General features: G+C 32.2%; 19 protein-coding genes. 3 read left to right on the top strand and 16 right to left on the bottom strand.

Going from position 1 to position 17,387, the window contains the following annotated elements:
• Positions 1–24: 24 nt before the first annotated feature.
• Genes IEV77_RS05760 through kynU form a run of 4 tightly spaced genes read right to left on the bottom strand, consistent with a single transcriptional unit; the run spans position 25 to position 3,729 of the window.
• Positions 25–462, bottom strand: coding sequence for a RidA family protein (locus IEV77_RS05760; protein ID WP_188462692.1), 438 nt, complete (start codon positions 460–462; stop codon positions 25–27).
• Between the two features lie 5 nt (positions 463–467).
• Positions 468–1,883 carry an FAD-dependent oxidoreductase gene (locus IEV77_RS05765; protein WP_188462694.1) on the bottom strand — a complete coding sequence of 472 codons (1,416 nt, stop codon included), beginning with the start codon at positions 1,881–1,883 and terminating at the stop codon, positions 468–470.
• Positions 1,876–2,436 (bottom strand): glycosyl-4,4'-diaponeurosporenoate acyltransferase CrtO family protein, encoded by a 561-nt coding sequence (locus IEV77_RS05770; RefSeq protein WP_188462696.1) that lies wholly within the window; start codon positions 2,434–2,436, stop codon positions 1,876–1,878. The genes IEV77_RS05765 and IEV77_RS05770 overlap by 8 nt, the downstream gene beginning before the upstream one ends.
• 27 nt (positions 2,437–2,463) lie before the next feature.
• Positions 2,464–3,729: a kynureninase gene (kynU, locus tag IEV77_RS05775; protein ID WP_188462698.1), complete on the bottom strand. Its 1,266-nt coding sequence runs from the start codon at positions 3,727–3,729 to the stop codon at positions 2,464–2,466.
• 115 nt (positions 3,730–3,844) lie between these two features.
• On the opposite strand from kynU, the gene IEV77_RS05780 reads away from it, so the two are divergent.
• Positions 3,845–4,264 carry a (4Fe-4S)-binding protein gene (locus IEV77_RS05780; protein WP_188462700.1) on the top strand — a complete coding sequence of 140 codons (420 nt, stop codon included), beginning with the start codon at positions 3,845–3,847 and terminating at the stop codon, positions 4,262–4,264.
• A gap of 107 nt (positions 4,265–4,371) precedes the next feature.
• Here the strand turns inward: IEV77_RS05780 and IEV77_RS05785 are convergent, their stop codons facing one another.
• The gene (locus IEV77_RS05785; protein ID WP_188462702.1) at positions 4,372–5,046 is read right to left on the bottom strand and encodes a hypothetical protein; all 675 of its coding nucleotides are present in this window, start codon (positions 5,044–5,046) and stop codon (positions 4,372–4,374) included.
• 89 nt (positions 5,047–5,135) lie between these two features.
• On the opposite strand from IEV77_RS05785, the gene IEV77_RS05790 reads away from it, so the two are divergent.
• Entirely contained in the window at positions 5,136–5,936 is an 801-nt protein-coding gene (locus IEV77_RS05790) for a class I SAM-dependent methyltransferase (RefSeq protein WP_188462704.1), read from the top strand.
• A 70-nt stretch (positions 5,937–6,006) separates the two neighbouring features.
• On the opposite strand, the gene msrA is transcribed toward IEV77_RS05790, so the two are convergent.
• From msrA to IEV77_RS05805, 3 genes are all read right to left on the bottom strand, one after another.
• Positions 6,007–6,678, bottom strand: a complete 672-nt coding sequence (gene msrA, locus IEV77_RS05795) for a peptide-methionine (S)-S-oxide reductase MsrA (protein ID WP_188462706.1) — start codon at positions 6,676–6,678, stop codon at positions 6,007–6,009.
• Between the two features lie 125 nt (positions 6,679–6,803).
• Entirely contained in the window at positions 6,804–7,583 is a 780-nt protein-coding gene (locus IEV77_RS05800) for a zinc ribbon domain-containing protein (RefSeq protein WP_188462708.1), read from the bottom strand.
• A 3-nt stretch (positions 7,584–7,586) separates the two neighbouring features.
• On the bottom strand, positions 7,587–8,681 hold the full coding sequence (locus IEV77_RS05805) for a Nif3-like dinuclear metal center hexameric protein (RefSeq protein ID WP_188462710.1): 1,095 nt from the start codon (positions 8,679–8,681) through the stop codon (positions 7,587–7,589).
• 52 nt (positions 8,682–8,733) lie between these two features.
• On the opposite strand from IEV77_RS05805, the gene lpxK reads away from it, so the two are divergent.
• Positions 8,734–9,738: a tetraacyldisaccharide 4'-kinase gene (gene lpxK, locus IEV77_RS05810; protein ID WP_188462712.1), complete on the top strand. Its 1,005-nt coding sequence runs from the start codon at positions 8,734–8,736 to the stop codon at positions 9,736–9,738.
• Here lpxK and IEV77_RS05815 read toward each other — a convergent pair.
• The 8 genes from IEV77_RS05815 to IEV77_RS05850 all read right to left on the bottom strand — a co-directional run bounded on the left by IEV77_RS05815 (position 9,735) and on the right by IEV77_RS05850 (position 17,345).
• A complete protein-coding gene (locus IEV77_RS05815; protein ID WP_188462714.1) occupies positions 9,735–11,960 on the bottom strand; it encodes an ATP-binding protein in 2,226 nt (741 codons plus the stop codon). The genes lpxK and IEV77_RS05815 overlap by 4 nt on opposite strands.
• Before the next feature lie 47 nt (positions 11,961–12,007).
• Positions 12,008–13,006 carry a type I glyceraldehyde-3-phosphate dehydrogenase gene (gene gap / locus IEV77_RS05820; RefSeq protein WP_188462716.1) on the bottom strand — a complete coding sequence of 333 codons (999 nt, stop codon included), beginning with the start codon at positions 13,004–13,006 and terminating at the stop codon, positions 12,008–12,010.
• The gene (gene lipA, locus IEV77_RS05825) at positions 13,006–13,884 is read right to left on the bottom strand and encodes a lipoyl synthase (RefSeq protein WP_188462718.1); all 879 of its coding nucleotides are present in this window, start codon (positions 13,882–13,884) and stop codon (positions 13,006–13,008) included. Before lipA ends, gap begins: the two co-directional genes overlap by 1 nt.
• A gap of 108 nt (positions 13,885–13,992) precedes the next feature.
• A complete protein-coding gene (locus tag IEV77_RS05830; RefSeq protein ID WP_188462720.1) occupies positions 13,993–14,541 on the bottom strand; it encodes an RNA polymerase sigma factor in 549 nt (182 codons plus the stop codon).
• Positions 14,532–15,644: a glycosyltransferase gene (locus IEV77_RS05835; RefSeq protein WP_188462722.1), complete on the bottom strand. Its 1,113-nt coding sequence runs from the start codon at positions 15,642–15,644 to the stop codon at positions 14,532–14,534. Before IEV77_RS05835 ends, IEV77_RS05830 begins: the two co-directional genes overlap by 10 nt.
• 3 nt (positions 15,645–15,647) lie before the next feature.
• A complete protein-coding gene (locus tag IEV77_RS05840) occupies positions 15,648–15,854 on the bottom strand; it encodes a membrane or secreted protein (protein ID WP_188462724.1) in 207 nt (68 codons plus the stop codon).
• A 151-nt stretch (positions 15,855–16,005) separates the two neighbouring features.
• A complete protein-coding gene (locus tag IEV77_RS05845; RefSeq protein ID WP_188462727.1) occupies positions 16,006–16,803 on the bottom strand; it encodes an anti-sigma factor in 798 nt (265 codons plus the stop codon).
• A complete protein-coding gene (locus tag IEV77_RS05850) occupies positions 16,800–17,345 on the bottom strand; it encodes an RNA polymerase sigma factor (protein WP_188462729.1) in 546 nt (181 codons plus the stop codon). The genes IEV77_RS05845 and IEV77_RS05850 overlap by 4 nt, the downstream gene beginning before the upstream one ends.
• Between the last annotated feature and the right edge of the window lie 42 nt (positions 17,346–17,387).

Below are 17,387 nucleotides of genomic sequence, written 5' to 3' on the forward strand. Positions count from 1 at the left end.
AGAAGCTTCTTGAGTCTTGATTCTTTAATCTTGTTTCTTAAAAGCCATCACCTTAATCTCCACAACCAAATCTGGATGAGGTAATTGATGTACTGCAACAGTTGTTCTAGTTGGTCCAGTTTCCTTGTCAAAAAACTCAGCATAGGCTTTGTTATAACCTGCAAAATCATTCATGTTTACTAAAAAGGAAGTAACATCTACGACATCTTTTATACTTGCACCAACCTTTTTAAGGTTCGTGTCTATGTTTTTTAAAACCTCACGAGTTTGTACTTCTGCGTTTAAATGTTTTGTTCCCATCTCGTCAATAATATCTACTCCAGCAATGGTATTGTCTGCTCTTCGAGAACTTGTTCCTGAAACAAAAATGAAATCGCCCACTTGTTTTACGTGTGGATAAGCTCCTCTTGGGGTTACATTAGTTCCAGCCGAAGCAGCACTTTCTTCTTTATCTTTGTTCATATTTATTATTTTTTTAATCCAGCAATTTGATCGTCTTCTAAAATGGCTTCCGTTGCTGTTTTTACTTTTTCTAAAGTGTTTTTTAAAGTTTCATTTGTCATATCGTTCACAGATGAAATATCGCCATCTGCTAACATATTTAAAATAGCCTTGTCTTGTGCACGACCTCTTAGCATAGCTTCTCTATATCCAATATTTTCATTGAAGGTAACCAAAGAATATTTTGAGGAATAATCATTTGGAAAGGTCTTTTCAAAAGCCATTTCTAAACTTCGTTTTTCTCTGAAATTCGCATGATTGACATGTCCTTTCATTTCATGAAAATTATCAATAGCAAGGTCTGCAATAGCGTCTGTATCTTTTTTGCGAGATTTTTCATAAACTTCAAAGATGGTTTCCCAATCTGGATGTCCTTGGTCTAAAACTTTATCAAATTCCGTAACATCTTCAAAAGAAGCGTTCATTCCTTGTCCGTAAAAAGGAACAATAGCATGTGCTGCATCTCCCATTAAAAGGGTGTTTCCTTTATAATGCCAAGGAGAACATTTTACAGTTCCTAAAGGTGATGTAGGGTTTTCAAAAAAGTCATCGACTAGATTTGGCATCAGTTCTAGCGCGTCTTTAAAGTTTTTTGAAAAGAATTCTAGAACGCGTTCTTTAGTCGTTAGGTTATTGAAATTATATTCCCCTTCATCAAAACTTAAAAATAAAGTTACCGTAAAACTGCCGTCTAAATTTGGGAGGGCTATAAGCATAAAGGCTTCTCTTCCCCAAATGTGTAATGCGTTTTTGTAAGTTTTATAACCGCCATTTTCAGCTGGAAGGATACTTAATTCTTTGTAGCCATGAGTTAGATAATTTTGAGAAAAACTGAATAAGAATTTTTTACCCAGATAATAACTTTGTCGCATGGCCGAACCTGCACCATCAGTTGCGAAAATAGCATCGGCATCTTCTACAAATTCTGCACTAGTGATGTAATCTTTAAAAAGTGCTGTGGTATTTTCAAAATCAACCGATTTACATTTTTGATTAAAATGAATTTTTACATTTTCATGTTTTTCGGCTTCATCCAATAATAAAGCATTTAATTGACCCCGAGAAATGGAGTTAATATATTCATGTTCTCGTCCGCTGTATGGGGCTAACATGGTATTACCTTCTAGATCGTGAAGCATGCGTCCATTCATTGGAATACACAAAGGTTTCACCAATTCTTCAAGTCCAACTAATTTTATTGCTTTGATACCACGATCTGAAAATGCTAGATTTATGGAACGACCAGCAGAAATGTCTACTTTTCGTAAATCGGGACGCATTTCCATAACCGTTACGTTATAACCTCTTTGACCTAAGCGTAAAGCCAATAAGCTTCCGCAAAGTCCAGCGCCAATAATGAGTATATTTTGTTGTTTATGCATGCATTCTTTTTCTTAAAATTTGTATTCTCATTCTGTGGTGTCTCTGTAAAATTATTGGATATAAATTTCCTAATATATTTATTAATAAAGTAAGTATCGCTAATTTAATTAAGCCTAAAATAATGAAATAAATACAGACTGCAGTAATAATTACAAATGGAATTAAATGCCCGAATTCAGATTTCTTGGATTGAATATCTAATGTTTTAATGCCTTCCAAGGTGCCATCAAAATATCTTTTTCTTTGATTCTTATTTCTCCAAAAAGTGGCTAATAAAAAATCTCGAAAATAATCTACTTTCATCAAAGCAAATACTTTTTTCAATTTTTTGGTGTTTGTAACCTTATAATATGAGGAAGGGATTAAGTTTTGTGTTGGTAAAGCAAATCCTAAAAAAGCGAAAACACCGGTGATAAATAAATTAACTAAAAAAGCCACTAAGCCAATAGACAACCAAGTTTTTAACTCTATGTGGATTATATAATTTAGTAAACTAATGGATTGCCATAATAAAAACAGAGAAGCAACAAGTAAGATGAATTTTTTTACCATTTTTATTTCTGTTTTAATACATGCCTTTTACAAAAGTGTTCTAAGAGTTTCAGTCATTCTATACACATCTTCAAACGTGTTATATAGAGGAATAGGAGCACAACGTATCACGTCTGGTTCTCTCCAATCGGTAATTATGTTGGCTTCAGTTAATTTTTTATGTAAATTTTTATCAGCATCTTTAACTTGAATAGAAAGCTGACAACCTCTTTCTTTAGGATTTGAAGGCGTAATGATTTTAATCTTATCGTTATTTAATTCGTTGATTAAAAACTCAAAATAACCAGTTAGTTTTTCAGATTTTTCTCGAATGGCATCCATGCCCACTTCATTAAACATATCTAAAGATGCTTTAATGGCAGCCATAGACAAAATTGGGGGATTACTAAGTTGCCATCCTTCCGCTCCTGGAATAACATCCAAGGGTTGACGCATATTAAAGCGAGTCGATTTATTATGACTCCACCAGCCAGCAAAACGTTTTAGTTTTTTATTATGTGCATGTTTTTCATGAACAAATAAACCACCTAAACTTCCCGGACCGGAATTTAAATATTTATAAGTACACCAAGCGGCGAAATCTACTCCAGAATCATGAAGTTCTGGTTTGATATTTCCCACGCCATGTGCTAAATCTATTCCAACCATACAGTTTTTTGCATGACCTAATTCTGCTATTTTCTTAATGTCTAAATATTGTCCTGTGTAATAATTAACACCTCCAATTAGTAGTAACGCAATTTCATCTCCTTGTTCTTCAAGTATGGTTTCTAAATCTTCAATATTTAAAAGTTCTTCACCTTGTCTTGGTTTCCATTCAATCACTCCATCTTTAGCATCATACCCATGAAATTCTAATTGAGTTTGAACCGCATATCTGTCTGAAGGAAAGGCATCACTTTCAATAACAATTTTATATTTTGTTTTGGTAGGTTGGTAAAACGAAACCATTAACAAATGAAGATTGGTAGTTAAGGTATTCATGATAACGACCTCAATAGGTTTTGCGCCAACAACTTTAGCCATGGCCTCTGTTAAGAATTCATGGTATGGCATCCAAGGGTTTTTAGCTTCAAAATGTCCTTCTACTCCAAAATTTGCCCAATCGTCTAATTCTTGTTGAATGTATTTTTGGGTGCTTTTTGGCTGTAAACCAAGAGAGTTTCCGGTAAAGTATAACCAATCATTTCCTTCCTTATTTTTTGGAATGTGAAATTGATCTCTAAAAGTGGATAATGGATCGTTTTTGTCTTGTTCTCTTGCGTATTCAAGACCTAATTTGTAGTTGGACAAAGTGAACTGTTTTTCGGTTTCCAACAAAAATAAGAATTATAATTTTAGGAAGGAAGCCTTAAGGATGAGATAATTTAAATCTGTATTTTTTGTATATTTAATAAAATATCAGGTTATGGGTAAAACTAAAAATTATACAAACGAAGAAGTTACTATTGTTTGGGAACCAGAAAAATGCATTCATTCGGGGATTTGTGTGAGAGGTTTAGGAAATGTTTTTAAGCCTAAAGAAAAACCATGGATTAAAATTGAGGCTGCTAGTACGGACGAATTGATAAGACAAGTAAAAGCATGTCCTTCTGGAGCATTGAGTTTTTTTATGAATTCTGAAGGAGACAAAACAGCAGAAACTTTAGAAACAAAAGTTGAAGTTTTGGAAAATGGACCTTTATTGGTTTATGGCACTTTGAAGGTTACCTACAAAGATGGGAGCAAAGAAGTTAAGGATAAAACAACTGCTTTTTGTAGATGTGGTTCGTCTAATAACAAACCCTTTTGTGATGGAACCCATGTAAAAGAAAACTTTATTGGGTAAAAGAGAAAGTGCTTCAACTTGTTAGTTGAAGCACTTTGAATATATATAGACGCATATTGCGGGATATTTACACTATATATACGTTTGTTTTATTATTTTGGATGTTTCTATTCTAATTCAATAGATACATTGGTGAAAAATAATTCCCAATTGCCATCTTCTTTTGCATGTTTTTGGGAAATTAAAATGTTTTTGAAATTGGTGTTATTCTCCCAAGTGGTTGTCATAGTTGGTTCTTTGGAATTTTCTTTTCTATAAGTCCATTCTTCAATAATATAATCGTTGTTATAATAAAAATCGTAAGCATCACCTGGGGTGTAACCTCCTTCATTAGAATAAGTAAGGGTTATTTTATTGAGTTCTTTTTTGCTTATTGGACTTATCTCCATTATCGGACTGGAAATACTAGTTCCTTCGTCCCAAATCAAATTAAAAGGCGCGAGTAACCAATACTTGTCATTTATAAAAGCCTTGTCAGAAGCCATATTCGTACTATCCAGTTTCGTTCTATTGTAATGAATGGTGTCCTTTTTTGAAATTAAAGTGACTTGGTTATTTTTTGGTTGCCAAATCCAAGAACGTTCAAAATGGGAACTGTCTTTATCTACATTAAAAGTGAAAGCAATCTCTTCAACCTTGTTCCAATGATCAATTCCATAGGCAAAGGTAATTTTTTCAGCTTCAGTGAGCGTCTTTTCTGGTTCTGAAACGTGTTCTTTTTTATCCGATTTACAAGATGAAAAGAGGAATAGAATACAAATAATATAGCTCAGGTTTTTCATAATCTTTATTAGCTAAGATAATAAAAACAGATCACTATAAAACACCTTTAAAAATTATATGATATCTTAGTTTCTTCAACTATATGACAATGAGTAAAAACGATTCTTATTTTAATGCAAATAAAGCTACTTGGAATGAAAAAGTAAAAATTCATTCAAAAAGCACTATGTACCAACTCGAAGATTTTAAAAATGGAAAATCTTCGTTAATGCTATATGAAATAGAAGCTCTGGGAGATGTTAAAGGCAAAAGCCTGTTGCATTTGCAATGTCATTTTGGACAAGACACTTTAAGTTGGTGTCGGATGGGAGCAACTAGTGTTGGCGTTGATTTAAGTGATGAAGGGATTAAATTAGCAGAAGCGCTGAACGAAGAACTTCAGTTACACGCCAAATTTGTTTGTTGCAATGTATTGGATACGTCTAAACATATTTCAGAAACATTTGATATTGTTTTCACCAGTTATGGAGTGATTGGCTGGTTGCCAGATTTAAAACCTTGGGGAAAAATGATTGCTGAACGTTTAAATAAAGGTGGGACCTTTTACATGGTGGAATTTCACCCAATAGTTTGGATGTTCGATTATTTAGAAAAGAAACCAGTTATGAAATACGGGTACATGCAAGACGAAGTGATTTATGAAGAATATGAAGGCACTTATGCCAATACAGAATCTAAAATGATAAGCAAAGAGTACGGTTGGAACCATGGGTTAAGTGAAGTAATAAATGCTTTAACCGAAGCAGGTTTACATATAGACTATTTAAATGAATATGATGAAAGTCCGTATAACGTCTTGCCTGATTTAGTTGAAAATGAATCTGGTATGTTTGTAACTAAAGACAAATTATATCCTTTAATCTTTGAGATAAAAGCGACTAAAAAATAGACCTTTGAAGTTTTTAAATCATAAAAAGACTAAATAATTTGTTTGTCATGCTGAGCCTGTCGAAGCCTCTTTAATGATTATTCTTTTCTCCCAATAACTCTGGAAACTTAGCTTTAAATTTATTCAATCTTGGAATAGATACATTCTGAATATATGGGTTTTCTGGATGAAGCTTTTCATAGTTTTGATGATAATCTTCAGCCTTCCAGAATTTTTGAAAAGGATACACTTCCGCTGCAACAGGAGCATTTAGCTCTTTTGCTAGGGCATTCTTTTTAGAATCTATAATTTGTTTTTGCTCAACATTTTGATAAAAAATAATGGAGCGATATTGAGAGCCTTTATCTGGGCCTTGACCATTTACCTGAATGGGATTTTGAGATCCAAAATACACATCTACTAAAGTAGCGAAACTAACAATTTTTGGATTGTAAATAACTTCAACAGCCTCGGCATGTCCTGTTTGCCCTGTATTACTAGATGCATATGTTGGGTTTTTAGTATGTCCGCCAGCATAGCCAGAAATTACTTCTTCCACACCATTTACGCTTTCATAAATAGCTTCTACACACCAAAAACAACCGCTAGCAAAATAGGCTCGCGCTTCGCCATTATGTAAAGGGACTTCAATAGGTTCGGAGTTTATAACAGCTTGCTGATCTGATTTTTGTTGTGCCATGTTATTACAACTAAACAATAAGGCTATTAAAAATGTAGGTAATATAGATTTTATGTGAAACATCGTGTTTTCCTTTTTTATATTTTGTCGGAAAAGAAGTGGAAAACTTATAAAATATAAATAGAATTTTTAGAATAAAAAAAGCCTTCATAAAATGAAGGCTTTAAAATGTATATGTTTAAAAAGGATTACAGTTTAGAAAACAGTTTGTCCATTTTTACTTTTTGTTCTTCAGCCAAAGCTGCATCTACAAGAATACGACCACTGTGCTCATCTGTAATAATTTTTTTACGAGCAGCAATTTCCATTTGTACTTGTGGTGGAATAGTAAAGAAAGAACCTCCAGAGGCACCTCTTTCAATGGCAACAACAGCAAGACCGTTTTTTACATTGGTTCTGATACGTGCATAAGCTTTTACTAAACGCTCTTCGATGTTTTCTTTATATTCATCAGATTTTTTAATTAAAGCTGTTTCTTCTTTTTCAGTTTCAGCTAAAATAGCATCTAATTCACTCTTTTTATGCTTTAAGTGAGTTTGACGTGCTTTTCCGCGTTCTTTGGTTTCAGTAATAACTACTTTTTTCTGATCTATTTGAACCTTAAATTCTTTGATGTTTTTATCAGCAAGTTCAATTTCTAATTCTTGGAATTCAATTTCCTTAGTAATAGAATTGTATTCTCTGTTATTTCTAACATTTTTTTGTTGTTCGCTGTATTTTTTTATTAACGCTTTAGATTCCTCAATTTGATTCTTTTTATCGTTAATTTGATTGTCTATAGACTCTAAGCTAGACTCTAATTTCTCTAATCTAGTGTTTAGTCCAGCAACTTCATCTTCTAAATCACGAACTTCTAAAGGAAGTTCTCCACGAACATTTCTAATTTCATCGATTCGAGAATCGATTAGTTGTAAGTCGTATAAATCTCTTAAACGCTCTTCTACAGTTGCTTCTTTCTTTTTTGCCATAGTTTAAAAATACTTAACAGGATTGGTGTTTGTCTTTGATAAAACGATTGCAAAATTAGTGATTTTTTTCATAAGATATGCAACTAAAAGGTTTTTTGTGAATTGTTCACTTTCATAATGACCAATATCTGCCAAAACAATCTGGTTTTCAGCAGTAAAAAAGTCGTGATACTTTAAATCTGCGGTTATAAAAATGTCTGCTTCTGATGCTTTTGCGGCTCCAATTGCAAAACTCCCTGAGCCACCCAGAACAGCTACTTTTTTAATGGGTTTGTTTCTAAATTTGGAATGTCTGATGGCTTCTGTTTTCATGTTCGTTTTTAGAAAAATCAAAAAATCTTTTTCAGTCATCTCATGTTCTAACTCTCCAATCATTCCCATACCTATATTCTGATTTTTGTTTTCAAGAGTAGTTACTTCATAAGCTACTTCCTCATAAGAATGGGTTTTGAAAAGTGTTTTTAATATTTGTGACTCCAAATGCTTTGGAAATGTTACAGAAATTTGAATTTCAGCTTCTTGATGGATGATCCCTTTTTTACCAATAGTAGGATTAGAGTTTTCATTGCCTTTATAGGTGCCAATACCATCTGTATTAAAACTACAATGATCGTAATTTCCTATATTTCCAGCACCAACTTCAAATAAAGCATTCCTTAGATGTTCTGCTTCATTTTTAGGAGCATAAGTGATAAGTTTTTTGATGGTACTAGCTTGCGGAATTAATATATTTCGGTTTTTTAGACCTAATTTTTCACAAATCATATTATTAACGCCTAAAATGGAATTATCTAAAGCGGTGTGCATGGCATAAATGGCAATGTCATGTTTTAAAGCTTTCATGACTACGCGTTCCACATAAGTTTTTCCAGTAAGCTTTTTTAAGCCTTGAAAAATAATGGGATGAAAACTAACAATTAGGTTGCAATTGCTTTCAATAGCCTCATCTATAACAGCTTCCAAGGTGTCTAAGGTTACTAAAACACCCGTTAAATTATTGTTTTTATCTCCTACAAGCAAACCAACATTGTCAAAATCTTCAGCATATGCTAATGGTGAAAGTGCTTCAATATGATTTATGACGTCTTGAACTATCATAATTTTATGTTATTAAGTTTCAAACAAAGATAAAATTTTTAATTTCGCTTTAATGAAATTCTTGCGCTACATATTATTTCCTGTTGTTCCAATTTACTATTTAGTGACTTGGACTAGAAATAAATTGTATGATTTTGGTTGGAAGAAAAGTGAATCTTACAACTTTCCACTAATCTGTGTTGGTAATTTAAGTGTAGGAGGTACTGGAAAATCTCCCATGATTGAATATTTAATACGTTTATTAAAAGCCGATTATAAGATAGCCACTTTAAGTAGAGGCTATAAACGAGAAACTAATGGGTTTAAATTAGCGAATGTTTCCGATACTGCAAAAACTCTTGGAGACGAACCTTTTCAATTTTACAATAAATTTGGAAGTGATATTCTAGTTGCAGTAGATGCGGATAGACAGAATGGCATTGAAAAATTAAGAAATTTAGGCAATAAACCTGAGGTTGTTTTGCTTGACGATGCATTCCAACATAGAAAAGTAAAAGCGGGATTTAATATCTTACTTTCAACTTACAACGATTTATATTGTAAGGATTTTGTTTTGCCAACAGGGAATTTGAGAGAGCCGAAAAGTGGAGCGAAACGTGCAAATATTATTGTAGTTACCAAATGTCCAGAAAATCTTTCCGATGAGGAAAAGGCACAGATTAAAAAGCAATTGAATCCTGAAATTTATCAGATGGTGGTTTTTAGTTCTATAAATTATTCTAAAAATGTGTTTTCTAAAACCAAACAAATTGGGTTAAACCATTTAAAACCCTTTACGCTAGTCACAGGTATTGCAAATCCAAATCCATTAATTCAATATTTAAAGTCCAATAATTTAGAGTTTGAGCATCTAAATTTTAAAGATCATCATAGTTTTTCAAACAAGGAGATTGATGAATTAGCTCAATTAGATTGTATTCTTACTACCGAAAAGGATTATATGCGTTTAAAGGATGAAACAAAATTGCAGGAAAAATTATACTATTTGCCAATTGAAGTTTCTATAGATCAAGCAGACGTATTTAATAACCAGATTTTAAGTTTTGTAAGTTCTTAAGCAGTTTCTGAATTTGGTTGAATTAAAGCTTCATAAAGTTTTTTCTCAAAATCCTCTTGTTTAAATGGTTTCGAGATAATGTCATCGAATCCAGCTTCGTCAAACTCGTGCATTTTATCTTCAAGAGTCACGGCTGTAAGCGCAAAAATGGTAATTTCTTTATTAAAAGTTCGTATCAATCTGGTAGCTTCTAGACCACTTATTCCAGGCATGTGAATATCCATTAAAATAACGTGGTATTCTTTGTCCTTAACCATGTTTACAGCATCTTCACCATTATCAACCACATCGCAACTTAGTTTCATTTTGCTAAGGATTTTCTTTGTAATCATCTGGTTAATTTTATTATCCTCAACAACTAAAATATTAATGTCTTTTAAGTCTATTTCATTAATATCCTTAAAGTAGTTTCTTACTACTTGTTTTTCAACTTTTTCAGCATATTTTAAAGGAATTTCAAAGATGAATTTAGAGCCTTTTCCAAGTTCACTTTGCAATGAAATAGTTCCTTTTAATATTTGAATCAAGCCTTTTACTATTGAAAGACCTAAGCCGGTTCCTCCATATTTTCTATTAATTTGAATAGACCCTTGTGAGAAACTTTCAAAAAGTTGATTTTGTTTTTCTTCACTAATACCAATTCCGTTGTCTTCGATTTCGAATCTTACATTAAAAATTTTGTCTGTTTCTTCTGTTCTAATAGCTCTTACCCAAATGTCTCCATCTTTGGTGAATTTGATAGCATTTCCTACTAAGTTTATTAAAATTTGAGAAATCTTAATTTGATCTGCCATAAAATTTTCAGGCAAATTTTGGTCGTATTCCAAATGAATTTTAACATTATTGTCGTTCGCAGAATTATTTAATGCTGCAATAATGTTGGTCATTTTCTTTTTTAGACTAAAAGCTTCTGGTTCGATATCGACTTTGTTGGCTTCAATTTTATTAATTTGAAGGATGTCGTTAATAAAAGTTAAAAGGTATTCTCCAGAAAATTTAAGAGATTTTAAATGCTGAATCTGATTAGGTTTAGGGTCTTCTTCTAAAAGCATGTTAGTTAATCCTGTAACGGCATAAAGTGGTGTTCTTAACTCGTGAGTTACCGTGGATAAGAAGTTTGCTTTAGTTTTAGATGCAAGTTCAGCCTTTTCTTTTGAAACAATTAACTCTGCATTTTTTTTATGCAGCATGTTGTTAGTCTTTAAACGGATGTTATTGTTTTTGTAAAGTGATAAGGTTAAAAGGGACAAAATTGTAATTAATGCAATACTTAAAATAGTAGTTAACTTGTTTAAATTATTGGCAGCCTTTTGCTCTTCTAAATCTGCCAATTGCTTTTTTTGATACTCGGTTTGGTTGTCAATTAACAACTGCATGCGCTTTTCCTGAGAAGAACTATTTCTTTTAATGGATAATAACGAATCGTTAAGAGTCATGTGCTTTCTTAAATATTCGTTAGCTAATTTATAATTTCCCGTTTCTTGGTTAAGGTCGCTTAAAACTAAATAACCATCATTTAAAACATTATTGAAATTATTTTTTATAGCAATGTTTACACCTTCGTTGGCTTGTTTTAAAGCATCTTCAGTTTCTCCTAAATTTATAAGTGCTATTCCTAGATTTATTTTTGAGCTACTAACTATTTTGTCTAAATCGTATCTTTTCGCTAGTACTGCCGATTTTAATAAATGTGCCTGAGCGTTCGGGTAATCTTTTAAATTGATGTAAGTTATCCCTTCGTTTAAAAGTACTTCGGCAACAAAATTGGTTAAATCTTCTTGTTCAAAAAGTGTTTTTGCAGATTTATAATAATCTAAGGCTTGTTGGTATTGCTTTTTGCTAGTATAAACATTTCCAAGAGTTTTGTATGTTTCAGCAAGATTGATATCGTCTTTGGCAAAACGTTGTACTTCGTTTGCTTTAATCAGTGATTTGATGGCTTCATCAGGTTCTTCAATAATGTATTGAAGTTTTCCAATTTTAGAGTAAATGATGCCAATACTTTTCTGGTTATCTATTTTAATAGCAAGTTTTAAAGCCTCATCATATTTTTCTTGAGCTTCAAAATAGGCGTTTTTTCGAATATCTTTTTGTGCTTGATCTATACGATAGTCAATAGTGTTTTGTATGGTTTCACTGTCTTCATCTATAGTTGATTGAGATGATACACTGAAACTCAACAACAGTATAATAGCACATATGTAATTGTTGAATCGAGACATTTTTTTGGTAACTAGTAAAACAAATATAAATATTTATTCGATTAAAGTTACTTTTTCATCGATAAATTGCAAATTAAATCAATGAGTCTACTGGAATATCCTGTTTCATTATCATACCAGCCAATTATTTTAACCATATTGCCTATAACTGATGTCATTTGAGAATCGAAAATACAAGAATGCGTGTTTCCAACTATGTCAATAGAAACAATCGGGTCTTCAGTATATTCTAAAATACCTTTATAGCTGTTTTCTGAAGCAAATTTGAAAGCATTATTAATTTCGTCTATCGTGACGGTTTTTTCTACATTAAAAGTAATATCAGTCAGTGAGCCATTAGCTACTGGAACTCTTATGCCACAGCCACCAATAACGTTAGAAAGCTCTGGAAATATTTTAGTTAAAGCTTTTGCAGCTCCCGTTGTTGTTGGAATTATGGATTGTCCAGCAGCTCTTGCACGACGTAAATCTTTATGTGGTTGGTCGTGTAAACTTTGGTCGGATGTGTAAGAGTGAATGGTAGTGATATAGGCTTGCTTTACACCACATAACTTGTTGATAATATCTATCATTGGAGCCGCATTGTTTGTAGTGCAAGATGCGTTAGAGACTATCGTTTCATCTCCTGTAAGAATGTTGTTATTAACTCCTAAAACAATCGTTTCAATATCGTCTTCTAAAGGAGGAACACTTAGGATAACCTTTTTTGCTCCATTTAAAATATGAAGTTCTAATTCTTCCTTAGTTTTAAATTTCCCAGTTGCTTCTATCACAAAATCGACGTCGTAAGGTTTCCAATTGATGTCTTTTGGATGGCTCGCATTTGAAAAAGGAATCTTTTTATTGTTAACAATTACATGATTTTCATCAAAAGAAACATCTTCTTTAAAAACGCCATGAATACTATCGTACTTTAATAAATGACTAAGTGTTCTAGTGTCTGCTAAATCGTTTACTGCTACTACTTCTATGTTTTTGTTGTCTTGCAATAATCTAAAAACGCGTCTACCAATGCGACCAAAACCGTTTATTCCAACATGTATCATTAATTAATGTGTTTTTGTGCTTTATACGAAGATCTCACCAAGGCGCTACTTTCAACATGTCTGAAACCTAGATCCAATCCAATTTGTCTGTATTCGTCAAATTGTTCTGGTAAAATAAACTGTTTCACCGGTAGATGTTTTTTGCTTGGTTGTAAATATTGTCCAATAGTAACCACATCCACATTATTATCTCTAAGATCATGAAGCGTTGTAATCACTTCTTCACGAGTTTCTCCAAGTCCAAGCATGATACCTGATTTTGTTCTGCGTTGACCTTGATCTTTTAAATATTTTAAAACGCCAAGGCTTCTATCGTATTTAGCTTGAATTCTAACCTCTCTGGTTAAACGTCTAACCGTTTCAATGTTATGCGAGACCACTTCAGGAGCTACGTCTATAATTCGATCGATATGTTGTTCTATGCCTTGAAAATCTGGAATAAGAGTTTCTAAGGTAGTTTCAGGATTCATTCTACGAACAGATTTCACAGTTTCCGCCCACATAATGCTTCCCATATCTTTTATATCGTCTCTGTCTACACTTGTTAAAACAGCATGTTTAATTTTCATCAATTTGATGGAGCGTGCTACCTTTTCAGGTTCATCCCAATCAAGAGTTTCTGGTCTTCCAGTTTGCACGCCACAAAAACCACAAGAACGAGTACAGATATTTCCCAAAATCATAAAGGTAGCAGTACCTTCTCCCCAGCATTCTCCCATATTTGGACAGCTTCCAGAAGTACAAATGGTGTTTAATTTGTACTTGTCAACAAGACTTCTTAGTTCGGTGTATTTTTTACCAGTAGGTAATTTTACGCGTAACCATTTGGGTTTCGCTACCCTTGTAGGTAAAATGTTTGAAGCTGTTTCAGAGTTCATTTACTGTTATTTTTTGTGGCACAAATATACAAAAGTAAGGTGTAACTATTGCTTAACGATGTTAAAATTGGAAGTCAAAATAAGGCGTCTTAAATGAGATACTTAAACCTATTTGTTCTTAATTATTTCGGCAAGAAGTTTCTTTGCACGTAATAATTTCACCTTTATGTTATTGATTGGTTCGTTAAGTTCTTCTGAAATATCTTTGTAACTTAACTCTTGAAAGTACCTTAAATTAATGATTTCCTGATAATGAGGTTTCAGTTTTTTAATGTCGCGTAATAATTTGGCTAGGTTTTGTTCTGTAATTAACTTGTCTTCAGCCGAAGGTGATTCATCTAAAATATCATAAAAAGAATCTTTAGTATCGTTTAAGATGGTGTTTAAAGGTTGTCTTTTTTCTTTTCTCAATAAATCAATATGAATATTTTTTGAAATGGTAATTAACCAGGTCTTAAAAGTGTATTTATCGTCGAAGGTGTTTATTTTATCAAAGGCTTTTGAGAAAGTTTGAATCGTAATGTCTTCAGCATCGTTTTCATTCTCAATGCGTTTTAATTGAAATCCATAAACATAATCCCAATATTTGTCAAATAGGAAGTTGAATGCTTTTTGATTGTTTTGTTTCGCCTTTTCTATGGCTTCTTTTATTTCCAATGTTTTGGTTTAGAGATCAGATTATTGATAAAGATACTTAATTGAAAACCAATTAAAAAAAGTTCTAACAAAGGAATGTAAATTAATAAATCACCTTCGTTTAATTTTTTTGCAGCTTTATTATAAACTATAAACTGCGCAAGGTTTCTAAGGAAGATTAAAATAAGTACAATTTGCCAATGAAATAGAGGAATTAACAAAACGATTGCCAAGGTCCAAAAAACCAATTGTGATATATAAAACAGGGCTAACAAAATTTTATGCTTTGTCTTATAATGTTTTGCCGTAGTTATATGTCTTCTTTTTTGGATTATCCAGTCTTTGTAAGTGGTTTTGGGAGTTGACTCCGTAAAGCTTTCTTCTGAAAAACAAATTTCGGTGTTTTGCGCCGTTGCTATTTGGTTTATAAACAAATCGTCATCTCCAGAACGAATATACATATGACTCATAAAACCATTCGCATTAAAAAAATCTTCTCTTTTATAAGCTAAGTTTCTTCCAACTCCCATGTATGGCATTCCAAGTTTAGCAAAAGAAAAATATTGAATGGCAGTTAAAAGCGTTTCAAAACGAATCAGTTTATTAAGAAATGAATTTTTAATTTTCGTATAACTACCATAGCCTAACACAATGGATTTAGTATCAGAAAAACATGAACTCATTTCCGTGATCCAGTTTTTGGAAAGAGGTTTGCAATCGGCATCTGTAAAAAGTAAATGATTGTATTTTGCCGCCTTTATTCCAAGAGTTAGAGCGTATTTTTTATTCGCCCAAAATGCTTCGGTGTTAACTACATTAACTAGTTTGATATTGTCATGTATATTCGCAAACTCTTCCATGACCTCAAAAGTGTCGTCATATGATGCATCGTTGATAAGTACAATTTGAAAATTTGGATAGTCTTGTTCTAAGACTGAAGGTAGAAACTTTTTTAAGTTTTTAGCTTCGTTTTTAGCACAGATAATAACGGAAATTGGTAAGTTTTGGGGGCTTTGTTTTTGCTCTTTTAAAAAGGCGAATTTTCCAAATAAAATAAAAAAGTATATAATTTGTATGACAACTGCCACTACAAAAATGTAGAGCAAAACATCAAATAGCATCATGTATTATGAGATGTGTTTAGGTTCGTTGCAATCGCTATATTGTTCAGGAGTTTTTCCGCAAAAACCACAAGACTCCCCACTTTTGTTAAGCATTGGATTTTGACTAGCACAAGTACCAGCAAATTTTCCATCTTTTTTTGCCCAAATTTTAATGGCAATTCCTGCTACGGCTAGACTTAATAATACTAAAGTTATAAATAATAATTTCATAATTTACTTATTTTCCAAGTAATCAGGCTCGGTTATTTGAACCTTTTAAATATTATGCAAATTTAAATATTTTTAGTGAGAATATAGAATAATAAAGCCTCACTTTAAAATTTTAAAGTGAGGCTTTATTTTAAAAAGCTGAGGGTGCTTTTTAATTGTGTTTTTGAAGTGATATTTCTGCCACAGAATTTTCTTTCGATCCTGTGTTATTACCTCCTTTAGATTCAATGGTTATGCTTAATCCTAGAGCATTTTCAGTATATGGAATTTGCTTTAATTCTCTATCAGTTTCACTTAATATACCTAAATTAACCATTTTGTCTTGAACTTCTGCCCAGATTTGATAAGATTGATCTTCTGGAAGTTGCGGTAAAGAAACCACATCTATCATAGATGTTTTATCTTTTGGGTTAATATAAGCGACTGTTTTAAGATTTTTTGCTCTGCTGTTTCCTTTAATAATGTACTTTTCTGTTTCAGGATTGTTAAGCTGTTTAAATTGTAGCATAATATCTGTAAGCCTGCTGTTGTTTAAGCTTATATCATTTCTTAAATCGTAGATTTCATCAACAATTTTCTGATTTTCAGTTTTTAAATTCATGTTTTGAGTATAAAACACGAAAGAACTTCCTGCGAAAATTAAGGTTGCAAAACTTGCAGCGATACTTAAATGGTACCATTTTCTATATTTTCTTGTAGGCTTTAAAGCGATTACAGGAGAATTATCTAACTCACTTAAAATTGAATTTAAAATATGTTTTGGAGCTTCAACCCCACGACTTTTTGAAACTATTTCTAAATTAGTTTGTAGTGTGTTGTATGCATTCTGTACTTCTGGGTAATTGGAAAGGTATGTTTCAACTTTTTCTGTTTCGGCAGTAGTAGTGTCACCTAAAAGATATTTTTCTAATAGGTCAGAATTTAAAAATGTAGTTATTTTATCATTCATGACTCGTTTTGTTCTGGATCGTAAATTTTTTTCAGTTCACGTAATCCAATTTTTAATCTTGATTTTATTGTACCAAGTGGAATAGCCAATTCATCACTTGCTTCTTGTTGCGTCATACCCTCAAAAAAGAGTGCATTTATAACTATTTGATATTTTTCATCTATAGATTTTAGATGGGTTTTAATATCCATAACATCATGATTCAAACTCTCAGATGTTAACATATATACGTTAGAAGCGTCTATTTGGATTTCCTTATTCGTTTTATTTGTATGAGATCTCACTTTATCTATAGCAGTATTGTAGGCAATACGATATAACCAAGTGAATAATTTGGCTTTTTTTGAATTGTATGACTTTGCATTTTTCCATACTTTAATAAAAGTTTCTTGTAATGCATCTTTTGCTAGATCATCGTCGTTTAATACCTTTAAAATAACACCATACAGAGCATCTGCATAATTTTCATATAGCAATGTAACGGCTTTTTTGTCTCCCTTTTGGAGTAAGCCTACTATTTCTATTTCGATGGGTGTGCTCAAGGTTGGTCTAATTAATGGTTATTTCAAAGTTAGAGTTTTCTT

It is taken from the genome of Xanthomarina arctica, assembly GCF_014638915.1.
GTDB classification, from domain to species: domain Bacteria; phylum Bacteroidota; class Bacteroidia; order Flavobacteriales; family Flavobacteriaceae; genus Xanthomarina; species Xanthomarina arctica.

Bases quoted from the DNA above. Each gene is read 5' to 3' on its own strand.
- IEV77_RS05760 (WP_188462692.1), bottom strand. From the start codon at position 462: ATGAACAAAGATAAAGAAGAAAGTGCTGCTTCGGCTGGAACTAATGTA.
- IEV77_RS05765 (WP_188462694.1), bottom strand. From the start codon at position 1,883: ATGCATAAACAACAAAATATACTCATTATTGGCGCTGGACTTTGCGGA.
- IEV77_RS05770 (WP_188462696.1), bottom strand. From the start codon at position 2,436: ATGGTAAAAAAATTCATCTTACTTGTTGCTTCTCTGTTTTTATTATGG.
- IEV77_RS05780 (WP_188462700.1), top strand. From the start codon at position 3,845: ATGGGTAAAACTAAAAATTATACAAACGAAGAAGTTACTATTGTTTGG.
- IEV77_RS05785 (WP_188462702.1), bottom strand. From the start codon at position 5,046: ATGAAAAACCTGAGCTATATTATTTGTATTCTATTCCTCTTTTCATCT.
- IEV77_RS05790 (WP_188462704.1), top strand. From the start codon at position 5,136: ATGAGTAAAAACGATTCTTATTTTAATGCAAATAAAGCTACTTGGAAT.
- msrA (WP_188462706.1), bottom strand. From the start codon at position 6,678: ATGTTTCACATAAAATCTATATTACCTACATTTTTAATAGCCTTATTG.
- IEV77_RS05800 (WP_188462708.1), bottom strand. From the start codon at position 7,583: ATGGCAAAAAAGAAAGAAGCAACTGTAGAAGAGCGTTTAAGAGATTTA.
- IEV77_RS05805 (WP_188462710.1), bottom strand. From the start codon at position 8,681: ATGATAGTTCAAGACGTCATAAATCATATTGAAGCACTTTCACCATTA.
- lpxK (WP_188462712.1), top strand. From the start codon at position 8,734: ATGAAATTCTTGCGCTACATATTATTTCCTGTTGTTCCAATTTACTAT.
- IEV77_RS05815 (WP_188462714.1), bottom strand. From the start codon at position 11,960: ATGTCTCGATTCAACAATTACATATGTGCTATTATACTGTTGTTGAGT.
- gap (WP_188462716.1), bottom strand. From the start codon at position 13,006: ATGATACATGTTGGAATAAACGGTTTTGGTCGCATTGGTAGACGCGTT.
- lipA (WP_188462718.1), bottom strand. From the start codon at position 13,884: ATGAACTCTGAAACAGCTTCAAACATTTTACCTACAAGGGTAGCGAAA.
- IEV77_RS05835 (WP_188462722.1), bottom strand. From the start codon at position 15,644: ATGATGCTATTTGATGTTTTGCTCTACATTTTTGTAGTGGCAGTTGTC.
- IEV77_RS05840 (WP_188462724.1), bottom strand. From the start codon at position 15,854: ATGAAATTATTATTTATAACTTTAGTATTATTAAGTCTAGCCGTAGCA.
- IEV77_RS05845 (WP_188462727.1), bottom strand. From the start codon at position 16,803: ATGAATGATAAAATAACTACATTTTTAAATTCTGACCTATTAGAAAAA.